The organism is Variovorax sp. RCC_210, assembly GCF_041355175.1.
Classification (GTDB): Bacteria; Pseudomonadota; Gammaproteobacteria; order Burkholderiales; family Burkholderiaceae_C; genus Variovorax.
In genome coordinates, this window is sequence record NZ_JBFUPJ010000029.1 from 1 (window position 1) to 23,535 (window position 23,535).

The following is a 23,535-nucleotide window of genomic DNA, read 5'->3' on the forward strand; positions in this document are numbered from 1 at the left end:
TCCCTCCGCGAATGTCCCCCGGGGCTGCGCCCCTCCTCCTTTATTTCGCTGCGGGAAGCACCCGACGCCCTGTTCACCTGGGCACGCTGCCGGTGCACCGCGATCAACGACCGCAATGCCCAACGATCACGACGGCGGGGTGCCCCTTTTTTAGAAATTAAGGAGGAGGCCGAAGGCCGGGGGACATTCGAAAAAAGGGGCACCCCGTCGGCGTGATCGCGCCCTGAACAGCAAAGTCCAAACCCAACGCGACAAGTAAAGGAACAAGAGTTCATGCCCCGTTCCTGGGCGCGGCAACAAGCGACGCATAAGGACCGAACTGATCCAGGCTGTGCGCCCGCTCCAGCTTGGCGTACTCGCGGTGCACGGCGCGGATGACCGCTGGCATGCCCAACGAACGAGGAGCGCCTTCGCTTGCGCTTTGAAGACATGCCTGGAACACGATGCCGCGGATGTGGCCGCCGGCCAATGCGAAGTTCTGGGCGAGAAAGGGCAGGTCGAGCGCGCTCGCGTCCACATCCGCTGGCATGGCGCCTTGCCAGATGCGCAGGCGCTCCGCGGGGCCGGGCAACGGCAGTTCGAGCACGAAACGCAGGCGGCGCAGGAAGGCTTCGTCGAGGTCCTTCTTGCGGTTGGTGGCCAGGATGGCCAGGCCCTTGAAACGTTCCATGCGCTCCAGCAGGTAGCTGACCTCGAGGTTGGCGTAGCGGTCGTGCGCGTCCTTCACCTCGGTGCGCTTGCCGAAGAGGGCGTCGGCCTCATCGAAGAACAGGATCACGTCGGCGGCATCGGCCGCGTCGAACAGGCGGCGCAGGTTCTTTTCTGTCTCGCCGATGTACTTGTTGACCACCTGCGACAGGTCGATGCGGTACATCGGCAGCGCGAGCTCGTGGGCGATGGCCTCGGCCGCCATTGTCTTGCCGGTGCCGGGCGGGCCGGCGAACAAGGCCGCGAGGCCGCCTTCGTTCCACGCGCGGGCCGTGCCCCACTCGTAGTGCACGCGCGTGAGGTTGCGCATGGCGGTGACGATCTCTTGCAGCTGGCGGGTCTGCTCGGCGGGCAGCATGAGTTCGTCGAGCCTGAAGCGTGGCGCGACCGGCTGCGCGAGCGCGCCCAGGTCGAGGTCTGCGCGGGCGGCTTCGTACACGGCGTTGGCAGTGAGCACGATCGGCACTGCACTCGCGGCTGAAAGGTCGGCGCCGATGCGGCGGATGGCTTCGCGCTCATAGCGAAAGCGCCGCGCCACCTCGGCCAGCAGGATTGCATCGTGCACGCCGGGCAACGCGTCGCGCCAGCAGGCCAGGCGCTCGGCGTGCGTCATTGGCGGAATCTCCGTCGGCGGCATCGCGTTCGGGCCCAGGCCGCGCAGCGGCTCGCGGTCGTGCAGGCCGACGAAGACGGTGAGCGGCAACGCGGGCAAGGGCGGCGGCTCGACATTCGCGTCGTGCGCGCAACCATCCGTCAGCAACTCGACCGGCAGGTACACCGCGCAACCGCGCAACCATGCGGTGACAAGAAAGGCCGGCAGGTGCTCGCGTGTGAGCGCGGGGCTGGGCTGCACGAGCTGCACATGGGCGGGGGCGCAGGCCGCCGCTGCGACTTCCGCCAACGGGGCGCCCACCGGGCCGACCAGCGGAACGACGCGCATGTGCGCGTGCGTGCCTGTCGCGAACAAGCCGTGCGGCGCGGTGACGTCGCTGCCGGGGTGCACGCGGTGCAGCGAAGACGGGGCCTCGCGGCCTGCGAACAGCAGCTCGCGCGCGACCGGTGCCGCGACCGACAGCGGCGCATGCCAGCCGGTGCCGTCGGCCGACAGCACGCCATGGCGCAGCAAAGGGTGCGCCGCGTCGAAGCTGCGCAGCAGCGCGTCGGGCTCGTCCCAGAGGCGCTGCGCGAGCGCGAGCGTGGGCTCGGTGCGGGCGGGGTCGTTCAGGCAGGTGGCGATCACCGGGGCGGCGGCGCTGTCGATGGCCGGCAGCAGTGCCATCGCGAGCACGAAGCGGTCGAGCGGGCTCAAGGCCAGGGACTGCGCCAGCCAGGCGAAGGAGCCGCGCGGCGCGCCGCTGGCCATCGATGGTGCCGATGGTGACGGAGCTGGCGTGTCGATCAGCTCGCCCAGGTGGCGCGCCGTGGCGTCTTCGGCGAAGAAGCGGCGCTTGTCTTCGGCATAGCGCAGCAGGTCGAGCGAGCCCAGCGCGCGGTCGGCAAAAGGCGGCAGCAGGCCGTCGGCATGCGCCTCGTTGTTCGCCAGGCCCTGCGCCGCGCGCTCGCGCCACAGCCAGCACACTTCGCGCCGCAGCCGCAGCGTGACCTGCCGCAGCCAGTGCTGCGCGAGCCTGTCTTCGCCACGTGCACCGGGCAGGAAGGCCACGGCCTCGGCGTGGCGTTGCAGCGGTGAGTGGGTGGTCATCACGGCACCGTCACGTCCGGGCTGGAGCGTGCCTGCTGGCCATTCACGCGCAGCACCACGCGGTACACGCCCGCGCCCACGGCGGCGGCCACGCCGGGCACGGTCAGGGTCTGCTGCCAGGGCGGCGCGGCGGGCGCGCCGGAGGCGACGACGGTGTCGAACTGCCGCACCGCCACGCCGTTGCGCAGCAGCGCGACGATCACGTCGTCGGCGTCGGTGCCCAGCAGGTTGCCGCTGAGCGTGAGGTCGCCGCCGGCCATGGCCGCGCCGGTCAACGTGGGCAGCAGCCGCGCGGCCACGAGGTTGCTGGAGCGCGTGCGCGTGGGCGAGATGCGCCGCCGCACGGTCAGCGGGTGCTCGCCGGCCGAGATGACGGTGCCGTCGGCCACCGGCGTGACGGCGGGCGAGCCCTCGGCCTTCACCTGCAGGCGGTCGGGCCGGCGCGCGGTGACGGTGAGCACCACGCCGTCGAGCACGGCCTCGAGGTCGCCGCCGTTCAGGTCGTCGCCGAACAGGGTGAGGGTGTCGCCGGCCTCGAAGGCCTCGGGCTCGACGCGCTCCAGCGTGGGGCCGAGCGTGGGCTGCACGTCGACCTGCACGCCCTCGCCGCCGATGACGGTATTCGGCGTGGTCTCGTAGTCGACACCCACCAGCAGCGAGGAGGCCGGGTCGGTGCCGGGCACGATCATCACGGGGCGCATTTCGAAGGCGACCGACAGGCGGTAGCGCTCGTCGGTGCCCTGCATGATCTTCGACAGCAGCTCCACGCCCGAGTCGTCGAAGCTGAGCTTGAGCGGCTCGGGGTTGTTCTCCAGCGCCTGCGCCACGGCGGGCGCGACGGCGGCGTCGAGCGCCAGGAAGTTCAGCTCGTGCAGCGCGCCCAGCCCGCGCCCGAGCAGCTCGTGCGCGTCGGCGCTGTCGCTGTCCTCGCCGCGGTCGAAGGCGGTCAGCAGGTACTTGAGCACCAGCCACAGCGGCGCGGGCTGGCCGCTGTGCAGCGAGTGGTTGCGCAGGTGCGGGTCGAAGCCGGTCTCGTAGAGAAAGAGGTTGAGCTTGGCGTTGGCGTTGTTGCCGGCCGCGTCCTCGGGCTTGCCGATGCTCACGTCGAAGCCGCGCCGGATCAGGTGGTCTTGCAGCAGCCGCGTGACCGCGCCGATGGCCCTGCCGGAGTCGACGAGTGCCATGGCGCGTCAGAGCCGGTAGAGGGCGCGGCGCGAGAGCGCCGAGCGTGGGGCGGGGGAGCGCAGCGAAGGGGCTGCGGGCGGTGGGGCCGGCGCGGCTGCGGGCAAGACGCCGGTGGCCTGCGGTGCCTCGACGTGCAGGTGGATGGCGCCGATGGTGATTTCGATGGCTTCCTCGCGCGGCGCGGCGGCAGGTGATGCGCGCATGTGCCGTTCCGCGCGGGGTGCTGGCGCGCGGCGCTGGACGAGGGCGCGGAACGAGGGAGAGCGCATGCCTTCGTCGTCGATGTCGCCTTGCATCGGCATGTCGGGCTCGATGCCTTGTGCCTCTTGCGTCTCTTCTTCTATCTCGCTGATGTCGGCCTGCGTTTGCACGACTGTGCTTTCGGCTACCAGCATTTGGGCAGTAGAGACATCGACTCGGCCCTGCGGGTCCGATGCGACCCAGGACAGCGCGGCCTGCACGGCGGCGTGCAAAGGTGGCGGAGCGACGGCGTGCGCCTCGGGTGCGGCGGGTTGGGCATCGCGCTGTTCGGGCAGGGCTTCAGCAGCAGCGGCGCGTGGCCGTGGCGCTTCGGCTTCGGGCTCGGCGTGTGCGGGCGCCCTGCTGGATGGTGATGGCGACACCGGTTGCTGCGGCTGCGCAACCGGGCCGCGCGGCGCGGGCGCCTGCACCTCGCGCTCCGCATCGATCTCCGTCAGGTCCGCACCGTGCGAGGCATTCGCGCGCGGTGGCGCGGCAACGCCTGCCTGCCAGCCTGCCGCCCGCAGCAACGCGCCGAAGTAGGGGGTGCTCATGGCAGCGCGTCCCCGGCGTCGTTGTCGATCAGCGCGAGGTAGCGTTCGCGGCGCCGCGGCGGCACGGCCAGCGCCTGCTGTTCGGTCCAGCCGTAGCGCGAGGCCAGCCGGTGCACGTCCATCACCAGCCGTTGCTGGTGTTGCGCGAGCTTCTGCAGCGCCAGGCCTTCGAGGTCGACCGGCAGCTCGTCTTCCGCGCCGCAGGCCGGGCAGGTGCTGGCCACGCTGAAGGCCACCAGCGGGTCGTGCGCGGCAATGCCCTCGGCCAGCGCGGCCGCGTCGCCCGGTTGCAGGTCGCCGTCGATGCGCAGCGAGGCGATGACGGCGGCGATGGCGTCCGCGGAGCCGGCGTGCGGCAGCGTGGCCCAGTCGCGCAGGTCGTTGCCGGTAGGCAGGCGCAGGCTGGCCGAGCGGCCGCCGGGCAGCGCGAGGCGCAGCGGCGCGTTGCTCGTCATCGAGCCTGGCGCGTCCGGTGCCTCCGGGGCGTCGGGCGCACGTGCCGCCAGTTCGCCCAGCGGCAGCTCGATCTCGAAGCGCTCGCCGCAGTCGGGCTGCACGCAGCGCAGCACCACGCCCAGGCTGTCGGTGGCTTCGGTCAGCGCCACCAGCCGCAGCAGCGCGCCGATGCGCATGCCGACCGGGCGCGACCACCAGAAGGCCTCGCCATCGTCGGCTGCGCCCCGGGCGTCGCAGCGCTCGAGCAACTGCGTCACCAGCGCCGGGCGGTCGGCCCGCGCGGTGGTGTCGAACGAGGCGTCCAGCGCGATGTCCAGTGGAATGTCCAGGTCTTCGGCACGGCCGAACGCCCGCAGCGTGATCGACGGTGTCGGCATGGCGTGGCGTCCATGGGCGGTGGCGGGCAAGCTCAGCCCGCCGGTTGCGGCACCGCGCCGGTCTCGTCGGGCTCGGGCGAATCGATGTCGCGCTCCCAGCCCTCGGTTTCCAGCTTCAGGTGCTCGATGGCGATGGCGTTGGCGTTCGAGTCGAGGTCGGGCACGGCGGTGTACTCGCTGACCCAGGCGCGGTAGATCTTGTAGCGCTTCACGGTCTGGCCGCGCTCGTTGTTCATCAGCAGCACCACGTCCTTGCGGAAGTTCTTCAGGTCCATGCCGGCGTCGGTGATGGGGTGGACCAGGTTGGCCCACTTCTCGAACTCCAGGTCGTGCGTGATGCCGCGCTCCAGCGTGATGGCGTCGTAGGTGGTGCGCCCGGGCGACTTGCGGTCGGTGCTGTTGTCGCCGCCCTCGCGGTGCTTGACGACGTCGGTGGTGCGCTTGAGCGCGCCCACCTTGCTGATGCCCAGCACCACGCGGCCGTCCCACATGAGCTGGAACTTGAAGTTCTTGTAGGGGTCGACGCGGTGCGCGTTGACGATGAAACCCTTGGGCATGTGCAGCTCCCTTCTATGGGGTCAGGACAGGTCGCCGACCATTTGCTGGATCGTGATGACCACGAACTCCGCCGGCTTCAGCGGCGCGAAGCCGACCTCGATGTTCACGATGCCGAGGTTGCGGTCGGCCTGCGTGGTGGTTTCCTTGTCGCACTTCACGAAGTAGGCCTCCTGCGGGGTCGAGCCCTGGAAGGCGCCCTGGCGGAACAGGCCGTTCATGAACACGCCCAGGTTCAGCCGTATCTGCGCCCACAGCGGTTCGTCGTTGGGCTCGAACACCACCCACTGCGTGCCGCGGTACAGGCTTTCTTCCAGGAACAGGGCCAGGCGGCGGATGGGCACGTACTTGTAGTCGTCAGCCTGCGCGTCGGAGCCGCGCGTGGTGCGCGCCCCCCACACGACGCGCCCGTACGCCGGAAAGCTGCGCAGCACGTTGATGCCGTGCGGGTTGAGGTTGCCGTTTTCCAGGTCGCTGATGGGCAGGCCGAGGTCGATCACGCCGTTCAGCGTGGCGTCGGTGCCGGCCGGCGCCTTCCACACGCCGCGCGTGGCGTCGGTGCGCGCGTACACGCCGGCCAGCGTGCCCGAGGGCGGCATGGCGCGCGGGCGCAGGCCGTCCAGCGGGTCGACGATGCGCACCGGCGGAAAGTACACGGCGGCATTGCGCGTCTGCGTGACGCCGTTGGCCCAGGCGGCGATGTTGGACAACGTCTTGCCCGAGGGTGCGTCCAGGATGTAGAAGGCGCGCCGGCTCTCGCACAGGTCGGCCGCCGAGGCGATGACGGCCGCGGCCTGCGCGTCGGTCATGTCGAAGGTCTCGGGAATGACCAGCAGGTTGAACAGGTCGGTGTCCAGCAGCGCCTGCATGCCGGTCTTGGCGAGCGGGCTGCCGACCAGCTCGACCGCGCCGGCGCGCACGCCGTCGACGCCCGGCGTGGACGGCGCGGGCAGCGGCGCGGCCACCACGGCGGGGCGGTGCTCGGCGCTGCCGGTGAACTCGCGCCCGCCGTTGGCCAGGCCCAGCCCGAGCAGCGCGGCCAGCCCGCCGAAGGCGCCGCCGCCGATGCTCACGCCCGACGACTCGCCCGCGGTGGCCGAGGCCAGCCTCAGGTGGTCGGTGCCGGCCGTGCCATCGGCGCCGGTTTCCGAGGCGGCGAGCCCGACCACGCCCGCGGCCGTGATGGCGGCGGTGACGGCGGTGATGACGGCGGCCAGGTCGGCGAAGGGGCCGGCGCCCACGGCCAGCGTGAAGGGCGTGGTGCCGTCGAGCACGCCGGCGATGGTGCGCTGCGCCGGGTTGATGGGCCAGGCCAGCGTCGAGCTGTCGGTGCCCACCGCGAAGCCGGCGTTGGCGAACACCAGCGCCCGCCGCGCGAGGGTGATGGCGGCCGAGGCCCCGTTGACCACCGATACCGCGTACTGCGGCGAGTTCGAATCGAGGTTGAGGTTGCGGTGGGTTTCCAGCGTCTGCATCGTCACGCCGTCGCTGCCGAGCTGTTGCACCACGAGGTTGAACTCGGCGTCGGGGTTGCGCACGGCGGTGCGGTCGACGGCGATGCGCAGGCTGTTGGCCCAGCTGCCGGGGCTTGCCGCGCTCACGTCGAGCACGGGGGCGGGCGTGTCGTCGTTCAGCACGAAGGCCGCGGTGGCAAAGCCGCTGGCCACGCGCACGACGAGCGCCTGGCTGCCGCCGTTGGCATAGAACTGCCGCACGGCATACGAGAGCGGGCTGTCGTGGTCGAGCCCGCCGTAGCCGCGCTCGAAGTCCGAGAAGCTCGTGATCGCCACGGCCGTGTCGGGCGTGCCCTTGCGGGTGTAGCCCACGAAGGCGGCGATGGAGGTCGCGACCCCCGTGACGGTGTGCACGCCGCTGGCGCGCTCCTGGATGTAGACGCCGGGGTATGTCACCTGGACCATAGCGTTCCCTTCGCTCGTGTGGACTGGCGGTTGCACCGGGTGGGCCGGTGCGCATCCCTGCCAAGGGTGCAATCGCTGTGCCACGCTGCGTTGCGATGCGCGCGAGCGCTAAGTGCTTGTCGTGCATGAGAAAGCACGGCGCGCCACCTGTGGCGGGCGTGTCACGGCCGACCCGGTTCCGGCGGCAAAGCGGGTCGAATGACACCCGGCGGGCTTGCCGAGCGCGTGCAAACCATCCAGACTCGCTGGGCCTCGCCCGCCTGCGCGCGCACCCCTGCGCCGCGGTGGCGGTCGAGCCCCGCTTTTCTTAATTCTTTCCGGTTCATGAGCGCTGTTCCTGCTGCTTCCATCTCCACGTCGGTCACCTCCGCCACGCCGCGCCATGAAGGCCCGCTCGAACTGCGTCGCCTGATCGAGTGGCTCGCCACCGACGGCGTGATCTCCCCCGCCGAGGCCAAGCGCACCATGGCGCGCTGCGCCCAGGCCGAAAGCCGGCAGGCCCCGCTGGTGCGCCTGGCCAACGTGGCCATGACCCGGGAAAGCGACAGCAAGCCGCTCGACCTCGAGATGCTCACGCAGTGGCTGGCGGGCCGCGCCGGTCTTGCCTACCTGCGCATCGATCCGCTGAAGGTCGATGTGGGCAAGGTCGCCGACACCATGAGCGCGGGCTATGCCGAGCGCCACAAGGTGCTGCCGGTTCAGGTTCTGGCGCACGAGGTGGTGGTGGCCACGGCCGAGCCCTTTCTCACCGACTGGATCTCCGAGGTGGAGCGCCAGGCGAAGCGCGCGGTGCGCCGCGTGGTGGCCAACCCGGCCGACATCCAGCGCTACACGGCCGAGTTCTTCGCGCTGGCGAAGTCGGTGCGCGCGGCGCAGAAGGCCGGTGGCAACACCGGCGGCGCGAGCTTCGAGCAGCTGGTGGAACTGGGCAAGAGCAACAAGCTGCTCGACGCCAACGACCAGAGCGTGGTGCAGGTGGTCGACTGGCTGTGGCAGTACGCCTTCGACCAGCGCGCGAGCGACATCCACCTGGAGCCGCGCCGCGAGCAGGGCGTGGTGCGTTTTCGCATCGACGGCATCCTGCATCCGGCCTACCAGATGCCCATGGGCGTGATGAACGCGATGGTGGCGCGCATCAAGCTGCTGGGCCGCATGGACGTGGTCGAAAAGCGCCGCCCGCTCGACGGCCGCATCAAGACGCGCAACATGCGCGGCGACGAAGTCGAAATGCGGCTGTCGACCCTGCCCACCGCCTTCGGCGAGAAGATGGTGATGCGGATCTTCGACCCCGACACCGCGGTGAAAGACCTCGACGCGCTCGGCTTCGCGCAGCACGACGCGCAGCGCTGGGAACAGCTGGTGACGCGGCCCAACGGCATCATCCTGGTGACCGGGCCCACGGGCTCGGGCAAGACCACCACGCTGTACTCCACGCTGAAGCGCGTGGCGACCGAAGAGGTGAACGTGAGCACGGTGGAAGACCCGATCGAAATGATCGAGCCCGCGTTCAACCAGACGCAGGTGCAGCCGCAGCTGGACTTCGGCTTCACCGAGGGCCTGCGCGCGCTGATGCGGCAGGACCCGGACATCATCATGGTCGGCGAAATTCGCGACCTGGCCACGGCCGAGATGGCGGTGCAGGCCGCGCTCACGGGCCACCTGGTGTTCAGCACGCTGCACACCAACGACGCGCCCAGCGCGATCACGCGGCTGATGGAGCTGGGCGTGCCTTCGTACCTGGTCAACGCGGTGATGCTGGGCGTGCTCGCGCAGCGGCTGGTGCGCACGCTGTGCCCCAGCTGCAAGCAGCCCGACGACACCATCACGCGCGAGAAGCTGGAAACCATCGTCAAGCCCTGGCAGATCACGGGCTCGGTGCGTGCCTACAAGCCGGTGGGCTGCGTCGACTGCCGCATGACCGGCTTCATGGGCCGCATGGGGCTGTACGAGCTGCTGAGCATCAGCGAGCCGTTCAAGAACCAGGTGACCAAGGAGCCCAACCTGTCGGGGCTGCGCAGGCAGGCCGTGATCGACGGCATGCGGCCGCTGCGGCTGGCCGGCGCGTTGCGCGTGGCCGAGGGTGTGACGACCATCGAAGAGGTGCTGAGCGCGACCCCGCCGCTCGAATGACCTGACAGATGACCTGACATCGGCGGCGCTTCGTGCGGCCGCGCGGGGCTGAGGTATTTCGGGTTATCCCTAGGCCTTTCGTTAGTGGAATCCACATCAACCTGACCGGATGCTGACCGGACAATCCCGCATCGAAATTGTTCGAGGAGACTGTTCGTGAAGATCAAAAGTCAGAAAGACTTTTTCTCGGGTCTGATGTTCACCGTGGTCGGTGTGGCGTTCGCATGGGGCGCCACCACCTACACGGTGGGCTCGGGTGCCCGAATGGGTCCGGGTTATTTCCCGTTGATGCTCGGCATCCTGATGGCCGTCATCGGCCTCGGGATCATGTTCACCGGCTTGACCGTTGAAACGACCGACGGCGAAAAAATCGGCAAGTGGGCCTGGAAGCAGGTCGTGTTCATCCTGGGTGCCAACCTTGCGTTCGGCGTCCTGCTCGGCGGCCTGCCGAGCCTGGGTGTACCGGCCATGGGAATGATCATCGCCATCTACGCGCTGGTGATCATCTCGAGCCTCGCGGGCAACGAGTTCGACCTGAAGAAGGTCATTGCCCTCGCGACCGTCCTGGCCGTGGGCAGCTACGTTGCATTCATCTGGGCGCTGAAGCTCCAGATCCAGGTCTGGCCGACCTTCATCACCGGCTGAGAAGAAAGCTGCTCACATCATGGAATTGGTTGAACACCTCTCGATGGGTTTTGGCGTTGCCTTTACCTTCACCAACCTGCTGTACTGCCTGGTCGGCTGCATCCTGGGCACGCTGATTGGCGTGCTCCCGGGCATCGGCCCGGTCGCGACCATCGCGATGCTGCTGCCCGCCACGTACGCGCTGCCACCCGTGTCGGCGCTGATCATGCTGGCCGGCATCTACTACGGCGCCCAGTACGGCGGCTCCACCACCGCCATCCTGGTCAACCTGCCTGGCGAGTCTTCGTCGGTGGTGACCGTGATCGACGGCTACCAGATGGCACGCAAGGGCCGTGCGGGTCCCGCGCTGGCTGCTGCCGGCCTGGGCTCGTTCTTTGCCGGTTGCGTGGGCACGCTCATCCTGGCTGCCTTCGCGCCGCCGCTGACCGAGCTGGCCTTCAAGTTCGGCCCTGCCGAGTACTTCTCGCTGATGATCCTGGGCCTGATCGGCGCCGTGGTGCTGGCTTCGGGCTCGCTGCTCAAGGCCATCGCGATGATCGTGCTGGGCCTGCTGATGGGCCTGGTCGGTACCGACGTGAACTCGGGTGTCGCTCGCTACAGCTTCGACATCCCCGAGCTGACCGACGGCATCGGCTTCGTGGCCATCGCCATGGGCGTGTTCGGCTACGGCGAAATCATTGCCAACCTCTCGCGTCCGGACGACGAGCGCGAAGTGTTCACCGCCAAGGTGTCGGGCCTGTTCCCGACCAAGGAAGACTTCAAGCGCATGGTGCCTGCGGTCTTGCGCGGCACGGCACTGGGTTCGGCCCTGGGCATCCTGCCCGGCGGCGGCGCGCTGCTGGCGGCTTTCGCGGCCTACACGATCGAGAAGAAGACCAAGCTGAAGCCGGGCGAAGTGCCCTTCGGCAAGGGCAACATCCGCGGCGTGGCGGCACCTGAGTCGGCCAACAACGCCGGTGCGCAAACTTCCTTCATCCCGCTGCTGACGCTGGGCATTCCGCCCAACGCGGTGATGGCGCTGATGGTGGGCGCGATGACGATCCACAACATCCAGCCCGGCCCGCAGGTGATGACCAGCAACCCGGAACTGTTCTGGGGCCTGATCGCTTCGATGTGGATCGGCAACGCGATGCTGATCATCCTGAACCTGCCGCTGATCGGCATGTGGATCAAGCTGCTGTCGGTGCCGTACAAGTACCTGTTCCCGGCGATCGTGCTGTTCTGCGCGATTGGCGTGTACTCGACCAACAACAACACCTTCGACATCTGGATGGTGGGCATCTTCGGTCTGGTGGGCTACACCTTTTTCAAGCTGGGATGCGAACCCGCGCCCTTGCTGCTGGGCTTCATCCTGGGCCCGATGATGGAAGAGAACCTGCGCCGCTCGCTGCTGCTGTCGCGTGGCGACTGGAGCGTGTTCGTGACGCGTCCGATCTCGGCGAGCCTGTTGGCCGCGGCAGCACTGCTGCTGATCATCGTGCTCCTGCCTGCGGTGAAATCGAAGCGCGAAGAAGCGTTTGTCGAGGAGTGATCCTTCGGGTTTCTTACGCTTGAAAAACGGCGCCTTCGGGCGCCGTTTTTGTTTTTGTTGGCTTGTTCAATTGCCGCTTTTCTGGGTGAGTGAACAGGCCGCCGGGTACTTCCCTCCGCGAATGTCCCCCGCCTTCGGCTCCCCCTTTATTTCGCTGCGTGAAGCACCCGACGCCCTGTTCACTTGGGCACGCTGCCGGTGAACCGCTGATCAACGACCGATGCGAACAACGATCACGACGGCGCGGTACCCCTTTCCGAGAAATAAAGGAGGAGGGGCGAAGCCCCGGGGGACATTCGAGGAAAGGGGTACCGCGTCGGCGTGATCGCGCCCTGAACAGCAGCCCTGAAAAAAAGCCACAAAACCCAAGAACTAAGGCTTGCTCGAGCGAGGCGGCTTCATGTGTTGCCGCGCCATGGCCAGGAAGGCCAGCGCCGCCGGGCTCAACGGATGCTTGGCCAGCCGCACGGCGACCACGGGGTATTCCAGTATCGGGCGCGTGACGGCCACCGCGCGCAGGTTGGCCGGCATCAGCACCTCCACATAACGCGGCAGCAACGCCACGCCCGCGCCCGCCTGTATCAGGCCGAACGCCGTCGAGAGCATCGACACATGGTGCACCACCTGCGGGTACACATTGGCCATGCTCGACAGCTGGCGGCTCACCGCGCGCCATACGTTGGCGTCGGGGTTCACGTGGATGAAGGGCAACGACTCCAGGTGCCGGGCGTCGACCACCACGCGCTGCGCCAACGGATGGTCGTCGCGCACGAACAAGGCCATGCGCTCCGAGAACAAGGGCTCGGTCGCCAGCTCCGAATGCTTCTGGCCGATGTCGGAGCCGAAGCCCAGGTCGGCCTCCTGCGACAGCACGCGCGAAATCATCTGCTCGGCCGTGCTGTCGAGCAGCGTGGTCGCCAGCGTCGGATGCTGCTGCGAGAAACGGCCCAGCAACGGCGGCAGCAGGGCGCCTGCCGTCAGGTGGCCCACCGCGAGCACCACGCGGCCTTCGCGCAGCTGCGACTGCGACCGGCAGGCGCCCACCGATTCGTCGATGAGCCGCAGCGCGCGCACGGCCGTGTCGACCATCATCTCGCCCGCGTTCGTCATGCGAATGCGGCGCCCGCGCACCACCAGCGGCTGCGCCAGTTCTTCCTCCATGCGCTTGATGAGGTGGCTGATGGCCGGCTGGGTGAGCTGCAGGGCCTCGGCCGCGAGCGTGAAGCTGCCGGTTTCGGCCACCGCCGCCAGGGCGCGCAACTGCTGCAGCGAGATGGCCTCCGTGGCGGGCTTTGACATAAGTGGCATTGATAGTTGAATAAGCTGAATTATCTGGCTTGATGCGCCGGTGCTGAATAGCATCCGTTTTTCCCCTCAGACGCTCAGAATCCTGCACATGAAAAGAAACCAGTTCCTCCAGGTGCTCGCGCTTGCGCTTGGCGTGGCAGCGTCGTCCGCCAGCCTGGCCCAGGGCTACCCGAACAAGCCCATTCGCCTGATCGTGCCGTTCCCGGCGGCGGGCGCCACCGACCTCTTCGCCCGCACGCTGGGCCAGAAGATGGGCGAGAAGCTGGGCACCACGCTGGTGGTCGACAACAAGCCCGGCGCCGGCGGCGCCATCGGCTCCGACCAGGCCGCCAAGGCCGCGCCCGACGGCTACACCATCCTGCTGGCCACCACCAGCACGCACTCCATCGGCCCCGCCATCAGCAAGCTGCCCTACGACACGGTGCGCGACTTCACGCCCATCGCCCACGTGGGCGACGCGGCCAGCATCATGCTGGTGCCGGTCAATTCGCCGGCCAAGACCGTGCGCGAGTGGATCGACTACGCCAAGAAGAACCCCGGCAAGCTCAACTACGCCTCCAGCGGCAACGGCACCATCGTGCAGCTGACGGCGGAGCTGTTCAAGGCGCAGGCCGGCGTGTTCGTCACGCACATTCCGTACAAGGGCACGGCGCTGGCCATTCCCGACCTGATCAGCGGCAAGGTCGACGTGCTGTTCGACTCGCTGCCCACCGGCATGCCGCATGTGCGCGACGGGCGCCTGCGCGCGCTCGGCGTCACCTCGCTCAAGCGCAGCCCGCTCGCGCCCGAGCTGCCGCCCATCGCCGACACGCTGCCGGGCTACGAGTCGAACACCTGGTTCGGCTTCTACGGCCCGAAGAACCTGCCGGCGGACATCGTCGCCAAGGTCAACAAGGCCGCCAACGAAGCGCTGGCCGACCCCGAGGTGAAGGAGAAGCTCGCGCGCCTGGGCATCGAGCCCGCGACGCCGGGCACGCCCGACCAGTTCGCGAAGATGGTGTCGGTCGACGCCGCCAAGTGGAAAAAGATCGTGGTCGACCGCAAGATCACCAACGAATAAGCAAGAGCACGCCGACATGAACTTCGACTTCAACAACCCCTACCTCTCCACCCGCATTCCGATCTTCGCGCGCAACGTGGTGTCGACCTCGCACCCGCTGGCCTCGCAGGCCGGGCTGCGCATCCTGCAGCAGGGCGGCAACGCGGTGGACGCGGCCATCGCCACGGCCGCGGTCATGACGCTGGTGGAACCGGTGAGCAACGGCCTGGGCAGCGATGCCTTCTGCATCCTGTGGGACGGCAAGGAACTGCACGGCCTGAACGCCTCGGGCCCGGCGCCCAAGGCCTGGACGCCCGACTACTTCAAGGCCAAGTACGGCGCCGACGCCACCACGCCGCCCATGCGTGGCATCGACTCGGTCACGGTGCCGGGCGCGGTGCGCGGCTGGGTGGCCATGAGCGATCGCTTCGGCAAGCTGCCGTTCGCCGACCTGCTGGCACCGGCCATCGACATCGCCGAGCGCGGCTACCTGGTGCCGCCGGTGGTGCAGGGCAAGTGGGCCGCGGCCACGCCGGTGCTGCAGTCGCAGCCGGGCTTTGCGCAGACCTTCCTGCCGTGGGGCCGCGCGCCCGAGGTGGGCGAGCTGTTCCGTTTCACGGCTGCCGCGCGCGCGCTCAAGGCCATTGCCCGCACCAAGGGCGAGGCCTACTACAACGGCGAGATCGCCGAGGCGCTGGCCAGGTTCTCCGCCGAGCAGGGCGGCGCGCTCACGGTGGCCGACCTGGCCGCCTACCAGCCCGAGTGGGTCAAGCCGATTTCGCGCGACTACCGCGGCCACACGCTGCACGAGATTCCTCCCAACGGCCAGGGCATCGCGGCGCTGATCGCGCTGGGCATCCTCGAGAAGTTCGACATTGCCTCGCTGCCGGTCGACTCGGTGCAGTCGCAGCATCTGCAGATCGAAGCCATGAAGCTGGCCTTTGCCGACGTGTACCGCTACGTGTCGGAGCGCGGCACCATGGAAGTGACGACCGAGCAGATGCTCGACGACGCCTACCTGGCCTCGCGCGCACGCCTGATCGACGTGAAGAAGGCGCAGGACTTCAAGGCCGGCAACCCGGTGAAGGGCGGCACCATCTACCTCACGGCCGCGGACGAGAGCGGCATGATGGTGAGCTTCATCCAGAGCAACTTCATGGGCTTCGGCTCGGGCTGCGTGGAGCCCGAGTTCGGCATCAGCCTGCAGAACCGCGGCCACGGCTTCAGCCTGAAGGCCGAGAGCCCGAACGTGGTGGCACCGGGCAAGCGCCCGTTCCACACCATCATTCCGGCCTTCCTCACCAAGGACGGCCAGCCGGTGATGAGCTTCGGCGTGATGGGCGGCAACATGCAGCCGCAGGGCCACATGCAGACGCTGGTGCGCATGCTCGACTACAAGCAGAACTTGCAGGCCGCCTGCGACGCGCCGCGCTGGCGCTTCAACGCGGGCCTGGAGATCAACGTCGAGGCCGCGATGAACCCGGCGGCGCTGCAAGGCCTGCGCGACCTGGGTCACCACCTGGAAGTGATCAACGATTCGTACCAGGACTTCGGCGCGGGCCAGTTCATCTGGCGCGCGGGCGAGCCTTCGGTGGAAGGCTACGTGGCCGCGAGCGACCCGCGCCGCGACGGCGTGGCCGCGGGCTACTGAACGCAAGCCTGAACGCGAGCGGCGGCATGGGGTTTGCGCTTGCCGCGATGATCGGGGGATGAACAAGACAGCCGCATCGGCCGGCATCCCCCCTCTCGAAGCACCGCGCAAGGGCTACGCCACAGGCCTGGTGCTGGCCACGCTGGGCGCCATCGCGTTCAGCGGCAAGGCCATCATCGTCAAGCTGGCGTACCGCCACGGCGTGGACGCCATCACGCTCATCATGCTGCGCATGCTCTTCGCGCTGCCGCTGTTCGCGGTGATGGCGTGGTGGGCGGGGCGCGGCAAGCCCAGGCTCACCTCGCGCGACTGGCTCGGTGTGTTCGGCCTGGGCTTTTCGGGCTACTACCTCGCGAGCTTTCTCGACTTTGCCGGGCTGGCGTACATCTCGGCCAGCTTCGAGCGGCTCATTCTGTATCTCAACCCGACGCTGGTGCTGCTGTTCGGCTGGCTCATGTACCGGCGCCGCGCCACGCGACCGCAGGTTCTGGGCATGGTCGTGAGCTATGCCGGCGTGCTGCTGGTGTTCGGCCACGAGCTGTGGACCGGCGGTGGCGGCAAGGGCGGCGGGGCGGCGGCGTGGGGCGCCTTCCTGGTGTTCCTGAGCGCGGTGAGCTACGCGGGCTACCTCGTGTACAGCGGCGAGTTCGTCAAGCGGCTGGGGTCGCTGCGGCTCGTGGGGCTGGCGACCACGGTGGCGTGCGTGCTGTGCATCCTGCAGTTCGTGCTCACGCGGCCGCTGGGCGCGGCCTTCGAGGTGGTGCCCGAGGTGGTGTGGCTGTCGGTGCTGAACGCCACGCTGTGCACGGCGGTGCCGGTGCTGATGGTGATGATGGCCATCGAGCGCATCGGCCCGGCGGTGGCGGCGCAAACCGGCATGATCGGGCCGCTGTCGACCATCCTCATGGGGGTGGTGATACTCGGCGAGCCGTTCACGCCGTGGATCGCCGCCGGCACGGTGCTCGTCATCGCGGGCATCTTCGTTTTCACGCGCAAGGGGCGCTGAAGCCCCTTCGAACTTTCTCGAAATCAACAAGACCGACTGGAGCAACGACATGGATCTGGGTATCGCAGGCAAGACCGCACTGGTGTGCGGCGCAAGCAAGGGGCTGGGCTACGGCTGCGCCGAGGCGCTGGTGCGCGAGGGCGTGAACGTGGTGATCGTGGCGCGCGGCGCCGAGGCGCTGGACGCCGCCGCGAAGACGCTGGCGCAAGCCGCGGGTACGGCGGGTACAGCGGGCGCGTTCGTGAAGCACGTGGCCGCCGACATCACCACCGAAGCCGGCCGCGCGGCGGTGTTCGCACTGGGCCACGACTTCGACATCGTGGTCACCAACGCCGGCGGCCCGCCGCCCGGCGACTTCCGCACCTGGGACCGCGAGGCATGGATCAAGGCGGTCGACGCCAACATGCTCACGCCCATCGAGCTCATCAAGGCCACGGTCGACGGCATGGCCCAGCGCGGGTTCGGCCGCATCGTGAACATCACGTCGAGCTCGGTGAAGTCGCCCATCGACATCCTGGGCCTGTCGAACGGCGCGCGCAGCGGCCTCACCGGCTTCGTGGCCGGCGTGGCGCGCACACCCATCGCGGCGCAGGGCGTGACCATCAACAACCTGCTGCCGGGCTCCTTCGACACCGACCGCCTGAAGGGCACGATGGCCGGCACCGCGCAGAAGACGGGGCAGGACTTCGACACCGTGTGGGAAGCGCGCAAGAAGAACATTCCGGCCAAGCGCTTCGGCACGCCAGCGGAGTTCGGCGCCATCTGCGCGTTCCTGTGCAGCGTGCAGGCCGGCTACATGACGGGCCAGAACGTGCTGGCCGACGGTGGCGCCTACCCGGGCACCTACTGAGCGACTTCGCGCGCACGACGAAAGGCGCATCGTGAACAGGGCGTCTTTCGAAAAAATAACGCTGGTCTCGGTCACCGGGCTGCCCGACGCGGGCGGCGCCGCGATGGCCCTGCAGCACAGCCTGGCGCAGATGCCGGGCGCACGCGCCTTGCTGTGCAGCCCGCGCGCGCCGGAGCAGCTGGCGCCCGGCATCGAACACCGCGCGATCGCGCCGCTGAACTACCACGAGTACAGCTGGTTCATGATGTTCGCGCTCTGGCGCGTGGTGTCCACCGAGTTCGCGCTGGTCGTGCAGGAAGACGGCTGGGTCGTCAACGCCGGCAACTGGCGCGACGAGTTCCTGGGCTGCGACTACATCGGCGCGCCCATTCATCTCGCGAAGATCGACACGCCGCAAGGCACCTACTGGCGCAACCGCTTCGCGTGGGCGGACGAGCTGGGCAAGCCCGGCCACGTGGTCACGCCCATTCAGAACGGCGGCTTCAGCCTGCGCAGCCAGCGCTTCATGCGCGCGCTGGTCGACCACCCGCACATTCGTGTCGAAGTGCCGCCGCCCGATGCGGTGGAGGGCGAGCCGTTGAAGATGCACTGGCAGCACAACGCGCTGCTCGAAGACGTGCAGCTCAGCGGCGTGCTGCGGCCGGCGCTCGAAGCGGTGGGCCTCCGCTTTGCGCCGCTGGAGCTGGCGCGCAGTTTTTCCATCGAGCATGCGGGGCCGCAGCTGCACCATGGCTACGACGCGATGCAGCTCTTCGGGCATCACGCCAGGGTGCGGCAGCTGGCGAGCCTGTCGCCGCTCACGCTGCGCTCGCTGATTCCGCTGTCGCAGCTGGACGCGTGGTACGGGGAGCGGGAAATTCTGCAGATGTTCGAGCGCAACGGCTATCGCATCGAGTTCGCGCCGGAGCCCGCTGCCGGGTGAGCACGCGGGGTGAACACGCGGGGTGAACCCGTCGGGTTGGCGCCGCGGCGCAACTTCAGCGCCGCGCCGCCACCACGATGCCGCCCACGATCAGCAAGAACGCCACCCCGTGGTACCAGTGCGGCGGCTCGCGCAGGAAGGCCGCCGACAGCACCGCCGCGAACAGCGGCGTGAGGTTCATGAAGACGCTCGCCGCCTGCGGGCCCGCGCGCTGCACGCCCGTGCCCCAGCAGCGGTAGGCCACCAGCGCCGGGCCGATGCCGATGAACAGCATGGCCGCCAGCAGCGGCCAGCCCAGGTCGATGTGCGCGTCGGTCAGCGTCCATTCGCCGGCGGCCAGCGCGCCCGACCATGCCAGGCCGAACACCAGTTGCGCCATCAGGAACGCCGCCCAGTCCTGGCGCACCGCCTTCGGCTCGTGCGTGCGCGCCAGCAGCCAGCTGTAGAAGGCCCAGGCGATGGTGCCCACGATCATGTAGAGGTCGCCCGGCACCAGCCGCAGCCCGAGCAGCTGTCGCCATTCGCCGCGGCTGAGCACCAGCAGCACGCCCACCATCGACAGCAGCGCGCCGCCTATTTCGCGTGCGTTCACGCGCGCGCCGAAGAACACGCTGCCCACCGCGAGCATCCACAGCGGCAGGCTGGAGCCCACCAGCGTGGTGTTGATGGGCGTGGAGGTCTGCAGCGCCAAGTACTGGAAGGCGTTGTACAGGCCGATGCCCAGCAGCCCGAGCAGCGCGTAGCGCTTCCAGTGCGTCCACAGCGGGCTGCCGCGGCGCAACACCGGCGCGGCGAACGGCAACAGCAGCACGAAGGCGATCACCCAGCGCACGAAGTTCAGCGTGAGGGGCGACACCAGCTCGCGCACCATGCGCCCGACAACGGCGTTGCTGGCCCACAGCAGCGGCGGAACGAGCAGCAGAACGACGGTAAGGGCCGTGAGCGGCGCGTGGCGGGGAAGGTGCTGCGGCGGTGTCGACATGGCCGCCGACTCTACCGGGCAATGATGCCCCGCGCCGCCACGGGACACCCGGGCGTGGCAGGATGCGTGCTCCGTTTTTCCCCTGCGCATGGAGACTGAAAACATGATGAGCAAAGCCGTCCGAATCGACCGCCACGGCGGTCCCGAAGAACTGAAGATCGTCGACGTGGAAGTCGGCGAGCCCGGCCCCGGCGAGATCCGCATCCGCCACAAGGCGGTGGGCCTGAACTTCATCGACACGTACCAGCGCAGCGGGCTCTACCCGTTCGCGATGCCGCTTCAGCTCGGCATGGAGGCCTCGGGCGTCGTCGAGGCGGTGGGCGAGGGCGTGACGCACCTGAAGGCCGGCGACCGCGCCGCCTACGCCAGCCCGCCGCCCGGCGCGTACTGCGAGCTGCGCGTGATGCCGGCCAGAAACGTGTGCAAGCTGCCCGACGACATCTCCTTCGAGACCGGCGCGGCCATGATGCTCAAGGGCCTGACCACGCAGTACCTGCTGAAGAAGACGCTGCCGGCCGAAGGCCTGGTGGCGGGCGACTTCGTGCTGTTCCACGCGGCCGCGGGTGGCGTGGGCCTCATCGCCTGCCAATGGGCCAAGGCGCTGGGCCTGCAGCTGATCGGCACGGCAGGCAGCGACGCCAAGTGCGAACTTGCGCTGGCGCACGGCGCGGCGCACGCCATCAACTACAGCACCGAGAACTTCGCGGCCCGCGTGAAGGAGATCACCGGCGGCAAGGGCGTGAAGGTGGTGTACGACTCGGTGGGCAAGGACACCTACGAGGGCTCCATCGACTGCCTGCGCCCCTTCGGGCTGCTGGCGGTGTTCGGCAATGGCTCGGGCCCGGTGCCGCCCATCAACCTGGGCACGCTGGCGTCGAAGGGGTCGCTGTACGTGACGCGGCCCACGCTGTTCACGCACATGCATTCGCGCGAGAGCACGCAGGCCATGGCCGACGACCTGTTCGCGGTGGTGCGCAGCGGCGCGGTGAAGATCCCCATCGCGCAGCGCTACGCGCTGGCCGACGTGCAGCAGGCGCACCGCGACCTGGAAGCGCGCAAGACCACGGGCTGCACGATCCTGACGCTTTGACGGAGCCAAGGCGCACCTTTGGTGCGGGCAAGCCAGTCTTGTCCTACCCGCGCTGGGGTGTCATGCCTTCGACTTGTGCGGAATGCACTTTGTAGCCTTGGACTCAAGCGCAAAGCGCACCATTTCAACCTCAGGCAGTGATGACCACCATTCGCACCTTCATCGTCGAAGACAACCCCACCATCCGGGAGAACCTGGTCGGCACCCTGCGCGAGGTCGCTCGCATCGAGCCCATCGGGCAGGCTGAATCCGAAGCCGAAGGCACGCGCTGGCTTGCGACCAACCTGGCGCAGTGGGACTTGGCCATCGTCGACCTGTTCCTGAAGGACGGCACGGGTTTTCGCGTGCTGGAGGCCTGCCGCGACCGCAACCCGGCGCAGAAGATGGTGGTGCTGAGCAACTACGCCACCCCCGAGATGCGCCGCAAGTGCGCGTTGCTCGGCGCCGATGCGGTGTTCGACAAGGCCACCGAGGTGGAAGACCTGATCGACTACTGCGTGCGCCAGCGCCAGCTGTACTTCAACCTTCAGCCGTCGTCGCGCCAGAACCCGCTGCCGCACTGAGCGCGGCCGTGTCGCGCACCATGCCCCACACGCGCTGCGCGAGGGGAGACAGGGCGCGGTTGCCACGCCGGATGAGCATGATGGCGCGCTGAACGCGCGGCACCAGCGGCCGCACCGCCAGTTGCGCCAGCCCTTCCGGCGGCAAGGACATGCCCGGCATCACGCTGATGCCGATGCCCGCCTCGACCATGCGGAACACCGTGGTCGGGTGCCCCAGTTGCTGCTTCACTTCGCATTGCGCGCCATGGCGCTCCAGCGCTTGGTCGATCAGGCGCCGGCTGCCGGAGGCATGGTCGAGCAGCACCAGCGGCTGGCCGTCGAGCGCGCTCCAGCGCACCGAGGGCTTCTGCGCCAGCTTGTGCGTGGGCGGCAGCACCAGCACGAAGGGGTCGTTCAGGATGGCCTCGCAGTGCAGGTCGTCGGCTTCCGAGGGCTCGATGACCACGCCGAAATCGACCTCGCCGCTGCGCACGCTGTCGAGCACGTCCTGCTGGATGCGGTCGAGCAACAGGAACTGGATGCCCGGCGCCTGCTCGGCGCAGGTGGCGATGCAGGCCGGCATCAGGTTGGCCGAGAGCGTGGGGCTGCTCGCCACCCGCACCTTGCCACCGCGCGCGCTGGCGAGGCCGGCCACGTCCTGCAGCGTCTGGTCGAGGTCGTCGAGCACGCGTTCCAGCCGGGCCGCCAGCGACTGGCCGGCCTCGGTCAGCACCACTTCGCGCGTGGTGCGGTCGAGCAGCTTCAGGCCGAGCTGCGATTCAAGCTCCAGGATCGAGCGGCTCACCGCCGGCTGGCTCAGGCCGACCTGGTCGCCCGCGCGGCTGAAGTTGCGGCCCTCGGCCACCGAACGGAACACGCGGAGTTGGCGCAGAGTGACATTCATGCGCTGAAATCATATATCCATCCGATAAATCCATTTCTCTTTTGAATGGCGCGGGCGTCCAATTCGGGCCATGTCACGTTCACGCTATCTCCCCGACAACTTCACGCTCGCGCTCGTCTCGGTCGTGACCCTTGCCAGCCTGCTGCCCGCCAGCGGGCGTGTTGCCCATTTCTTCGAAGGGCTGACGACCGTCGCCATCGGCCTGCTGTTCTTCCTGCACGGGGCGAAGCTCTCGCGCGAGGCGATCATGGCCGGCATCACGCACTGGCGGCTGCACCTGCTGGTGTTCGCGAGCACCTTCGTGCTGTTCCCGGCGCTGGGGCTCGCGCTGAAGCCGGTGCTGTCGCCGCTGGTGACGCCCGACCTGTACACCGGCGTGCTGTTTCTCTGCGTGCTGCCTGCGACGGTGCAATCGGCCATTGCGTTCACCGCCATGGCGCGCGGCAACATGCCGGCGGCCATCTGCAGCGCGTCGGCTTCCACGCTGCTGGGGGTGTTCATCACGCCGGTGCTGGTGAACCTGGTGGTGCTGCCGCACGGGGGCAACGCGACGTCTTCCTTCGATTCGATCGGGCGCATCCTGCTGCAACTGATGGTGCCGTTCCTGGCGGGGCATCTGCTGCGGCCGTTGATCGGCAAGTGGGTGCAGAAGCGGGCTGCGGTGCTGAAGTTTGTCGACCAGGGGTCGATCCTGCTGGTGGTCTATACGGCGTTCAGCGCTGCGGTGATCGAGGGGCTCTGGAAGCAGATTCCCGTGAGTGCGCTGCTGGGGTTGCTGCTGGTTTGCGCCGTGTTGCTGGCGCTGGCGTTGACGCTCACTACCTTCATGGCTCGGAAGTTCGGCTTTGATGTGGCCGATGAGATCACCATTGTTTTTTGCGGCTCGAAGAAGAGCCTGGCCAGTGGGATTCCGATGGCGAAGGTCTTGTTTGCATCGCATGCGGTGGGGGCGATTGTTTTGCCGCTGATGTTGTTTCATCAGATGCAGTTGATGGTTTGTGCTGTGTTGGCGCAGCGGTATGCGCGTCGGCAATCCGAGCCCTCTGGCGCCGGGGCTGCTCTCAAGGCGGCTGAGTAGGGTTTTGTTCCGGGGCCGGGTCTCGCCCCGGCGGGCGACTTACTTTCTTTGCTTCGCCAAAGAAAGTAAGCAAAGAAAGGCGACCCCTGCTGGCTGCGTCCCTGCGCTTCGCTCCGGGCAACCTGCGGTGCTCACGTTTCGCGGGGTCTCGCCCAAACTCG

The 23,535-nt window shown here is 68.5% G+C and carries 20 protein-coding genes; 11 read left to right on the forward strand and 9 right to left on the reverse strand.

Going from position 1 to position 23,535, the window contains the following annotated elements:
• Window positions 1-271: 271 nt before the first annotated feature.
• From AB6807_RS39040 to AB6807_RS39065, 6 genes are read right to left on the reverse strand one after another with little or no spacing between them, the layout of a single operon-like run.
• Window positions 272-2,410, reverse strand: coding sequence for an ATP-binding protein (locus AB6807_RS39040; protein WP_371088765.1), 2,139 nt, complete (start codon window positions 2,408-2,410; stop codon window positions 272-274).
• The gene (locus AB6807_RS39045; protein ID WP_371088766.1) at window positions 2,410-3,594 is read right to left on the reverse strand and encodes a Pvc16 family protein; all 1,185 of its coding nucleotides are present in this window, start codon (window positions 3,592-3,594) and stop codon (window positions 2,410-2,412) included. The genes AB6807_RS39040 and AB6807_RS39045 overlap by 1 nt, the downstream gene beginning before the upstream one ends.
• A gap of 6 nt (window positions 3,595-3,600) precedes the next feature.
• Window positions 3,601-4,389, reverse strand: coding sequence for a hypothetical protein (locus AB6807_RS39050; protein ID WP_371088767.1), 789 nt, complete (start codon window positions 4,387-4,389; stop codon window positions 3,601-3,603).
• Window positions 4,386-5,222, reverse strand: a complete 837-nt coding sequence (locus AB6807_RS39055) for a hypothetical protein (RefSeq protein WP_371088768.1) — start codon at window positions 5,220-5,222, stop codon at window positions 4,386-4,388. The genes AB6807_RS39050 and AB6807_RS39055 overlap by 4 nt, the downstream gene beginning before the upstream one ends.
• A 32-nt stretch (window positions 5,223-5,254) precedes the next feature.
• Window positions 5,255-5,779, reverse strand: a complete 525-nt coding sequence (locus AB6807_RS39060) for a phage tail protein (protein WP_093123620.1) — start codon at window positions 5,777-5,779, stop codon at window positions 5,255-5,257.
• A gap of 21 nt (window positions 5,780-5,800) precedes the next feature.
• On the reverse strand, window positions 5,801-7,696 hold the full coding sequence (locus AB6807_RS39065) for a phage tail sheath family protein (RefSeq protein ID WP_371088769.1): 1,896 nt from the start codon (window positions 7,694-7,696) through the stop codon (window positions 5,801-5,803).
• Window positions 7,697-8,020: 324 nt separating this feature from the next.
• Between AB6807_RS39065 and AB6807_RS39070 the strand changes: the two genes are divergently transcribed.
• From AB6807_RS39070 to AB6807_RS39080, 3 genes are all read left to right on the forward strand, one after another.
• A complete protein-coding gene (locus tag AB6807_RS39070; RefSeq protein WP_371088770.1) occupies window positions 8,021-9,826 on the forward strand; it encodes a GspE/PulE family protein in 1,806 nt (601 codons plus the stop codon).
• 156 nt (window positions 9,827-9,982) lie between these two features.
• Window positions 9,983-10,471, forward strand: a complete 489-nt coding sequence (locus AB6807_RS39075) for a tripartite tricarboxylate transporter TctB family protein (protein WP_116908426.1) — start codon at window positions 9,983-9,985, stop codon at window positions 10,469-10,471.
• 19 nt (window positions 10,472-10,490) lie between these two features.
• Window positions 10,491-12,002: a tripartite tricarboxylate transporter permease gene (locus AB6807_RS39080; RefSeq protein ID WP_116908425.1), complete on the forward strand. Its 1,512-nt coding sequence runs from the start codon at window positions 10,491-10,493 to the stop codon at window positions 12,000-12,002.
• Window positions 12,003-12,374: 372 nt separating this feature from the next.
• On the opposite strand, the gene AB6807_RS39085 is transcribed toward AB6807_RS39080, so the two are convergent.
• Complete coding sequence (locus tag AB6807_RS39085) at window positions 12,375-13,301, reverse strand: LysR family transcriptional regulator (protein WP_371088771.1); 927 nt, start codon at window positions 13,299-13,301, stop codon at window positions 12,375-12,377.
• A 97-nt stretch (window positions 13,302-13,398) separates the two neighbouring features.
• Between AB6807_RS39085 and AB6807_RS39090 the strand changes: the two genes are divergently transcribed.
• From AB6807_RS39090 to AB6807_RS39110, 5 genes are read left to right on the forward strand one after another with little or no spacing between them, the layout of a single operon-like run.
• Window positions 13,399-14,370 carry a tripartite tricarboxylate transporter substrate binding protein gene (locus AB6807_RS39090; RefSeq protein ID WP_116908423.1) on the forward strand — a complete coding sequence of 324 codons (972 nt, stop codon included), beginning with the start codon at window positions 13,399-13,401 and terminating at the stop codon, window positions 14,368-14,370.
• Window positions 14,371-14,386: 16 nt separating this feature from the next.
• Window positions 14,387-16,000 carry a gamma-glutamyltransferase family protein gene (locus tag AB6807_RS39095; RefSeq protein ID WP_371088772.1) on the forward strand — a complete coding sequence of 538 codons (1,614 nt, stop codon included), beginning with the start codon at window positions 14,387-14,389 and terminating at the stop codon, window positions 15,998-16,000.
• 58 nt (window positions 16,001-16,058) lie between these two features.
• Window positions 16,059-17,006, forward strand: coding sequence for a DMT family transporter (locus AB6807_RS39100; RefSeq protein ID WP_371088773.1), 948 nt, complete (start codon window positions 16,059-16,061; stop codon window positions 17,004-17,006).
• A 49-nt stretch (window positions 17,007-17,055) separates the two neighbouring features.
• A complete protein-coding gene (locus AB6807_RS39105; protein ID WP_371088774.1) occupies window positions 17,056-17,856 on the forward strand; it encodes an SDR family oxidoreductase in 801 nt (266 codons plus the stop codon).
• Between the two features lie 31 nt (window positions 17,857-17,887).
• Window positions 17,888-18,778, forward strand: coding sequence for a DUF5672 family protein (locus AB6807_RS39110; protein WP_371088775.1), 891 nt, complete (start codon window positions 17,888-17,890; stop codon window positions 18,776-18,778).
• A gap of 55 nt (window positions 18,779-18,833) precedes the next feature.
• On the opposite strand, the gene AB6807_RS39115 is transcribed toward AB6807_RS39110, so the two are convergent.
• Entirely contained in the window at window positions 18,834-19,760 is a 927-nt protein-coding gene (locus AB6807_RS39115) for a DMT family transporter (protein WP_371088776.1), read from the reverse strand.
• Between the two features lie 106 nt (window positions 19,761-19,866).
• On the opposite strand from AB6807_RS39115, the gene AB6807_RS39120 reads away from it, so the two are divergent.
• A complete protein-coding gene (locus tag AB6807_RS39120; RefSeq protein WP_371088777.1) occupies window positions 19,867-20,850 on the forward strand; it encodes a quinone oxidoreductase in 984 nt (327 codons plus the stop codon).
• A 140-nt stretch (window positions 20,851-20,990) separates the two neighbouring features.
• Entirely contained in the window at window positions 20,991-21,413 is a 423-nt protein-coding gene (locus AB6807_RS39125) for a response regulator (protein WP_116908417.1), read from the forward strand.
• On the opposite strand, the gene AB6807_RS39130 is transcribed toward AB6807_RS39125, so the two are convergent.
• Window positions 21,370-22,296 (reverse strand): LysR family transcriptional regulator, encoded by a 927-nt coding sequence (locus AB6807_RS39130; RefSeq protein WP_371088778.1) that lies wholly within the window; start codon window positions 22,294-22,296, stop codon window positions 21,370-21,372. The genes AB6807_RS39125 and AB6807_RS39130 overlap by 44 nt on opposite strands.
• Window positions 22,297-22,366: 70 nt before the next feature.
• On the opposite strand from AB6807_RS39130, the gene AB6807_RS39135 reads away from it, so the two are divergent.
• The gene (locus AB6807_RS39135; RefSeq protein WP_371088779.1) at window positions 22,367-23,374 is read left to right on the forward strand and encodes a bile acid:sodium symporter family protein; all 1,008 of its coding nucleotides are present in this window, start codon (window positions 22,367-22,369) and stop codon (window positions 23,372-23,374) included.
• Window positions 23,375-23,535 lie beyond the last annotated feature (161 nt).

Coding starts and splice junctions, on each gene's coding strand:
- AB6807_RS39125 (WP_116908417.1), top strand. CDS start 20,991: ATGACCACCATTCGCACCTTCATCGTCGAAGACAACCCCACCATCCGG.
- AB6807_RS39100 (WP_371088773.1), top strand. CDS start 16,059: ATGAACAAGACAGCCGCATCGGCCGGCATCCCCCCTCTCGAAGCACCG.
- AB6807_RS39095 (WP_371088772.1), top strand. CDS start 14,387: ATGAACTTCGACTTCAACAACCCCTACCTCTCCACCCGCATTCCGATC.
- AB6807_RS39055 (WP_371088768.1), bottom strand. CDS start 5,222: ATGCCGACACCGTCGATCACGCTGCGGGCGTTCGGCCGTGCCGAAGAC.
- AB6807_RS39045 (WP_371088766.1), bottom strand. CDS start 3,594: ATGGCACTCGTCGACTCCGGCAGGGCCATCGGCGCGGTCACGCGGCTG.
- AB6807_RS39130 (WP_371088778.1), bottom strand. CDS start 22,296: ATGAATGTCACTCTGCGCCAACTCCGCGTGTTCCGTTCGGTGGCCGAG.
- AB6807_RS39085 (WP_371088771.1), bottom strand. CDS start 13,301: ATGTCAAAGCCCGCCACGGAGGCCATCTCGCTGCAGCAGTTGCGCGCC.
- AB6807_RS39115 (WP_371088776.1), bottom strand. CDS start 19,760: ATGTCGACACCGCCGCAGCACCTTCCCCGCCACGCGCCGCTCACGGCC.
- AB6807_RS39105 (WP_371088774.1), top strand. CDS start 17,056: ATGGATCTGGGTATCGCAGGCAAGACCGCACTGGTGTGCGGCGCAAGC.
- AB6807_RS39060 (WP_093123620.1), bottom strand. CDS start 5,779: ATGCCCAAGGGTTTCATCGTCAACGCGCACCGCGTCGACCCCTACAAG.
- AB6807_RS39050 (WP_371088767.1), bottom strand. CDS start 4,389: ATGAGCACCCCCTACTTCGGCGCGTTGCTGCGGGCGGCAGGCTGGCAG.
- AB6807_RS39080 (WP_116908425.1), top strand. CDS start 10,491: ATGGAATTGGTTGAACACCTCTCGATGGGTTTTGGCGTTGCCTTTACC.
- AB6807_RS39040 (WP_371088765.1), bottom strand. CDS start 2,410: ATGACCACCCACTCACCGCTGCAACGCCACGCCGAGGCCGTGGCCTTC.
- AB6807_RS39065 (WP_371088769.1), bottom strand. CDS start 7,696: ATGGTCCAGGTGACATACCCCGGCGTCTACATCCAGGAGCGCGCCAGC.
- AB6807_RS39090 (WP_116908423.1), top strand. CDS start 13,399: ATGAAAAGAAACCAGTTCCTCCAGGTGCTCGCGCTTGCGCTTGGCGTG.
- AB6807_RS39120 (WP_371088777.1), top strand. CDS start 19,867: ATGAGCAAAGCCGTCCGAATCGACCGCCACGGCGGTCCCGAAGAACTG.
- AB6807_RS39135 (WP_371088779.1), top strand. CDS start 22,367: ATGTCACGTTCACGCTATCTCCCCGACAACTTCACGCTCGCGCTCGTC.
- AB6807_RS39070 (WP_371088770.1), top strand. CDS start 8,021: ATGAGCGCTGTTCCTGCTGCTTCCATCTCCACGTCGGTCACCTCCGCC.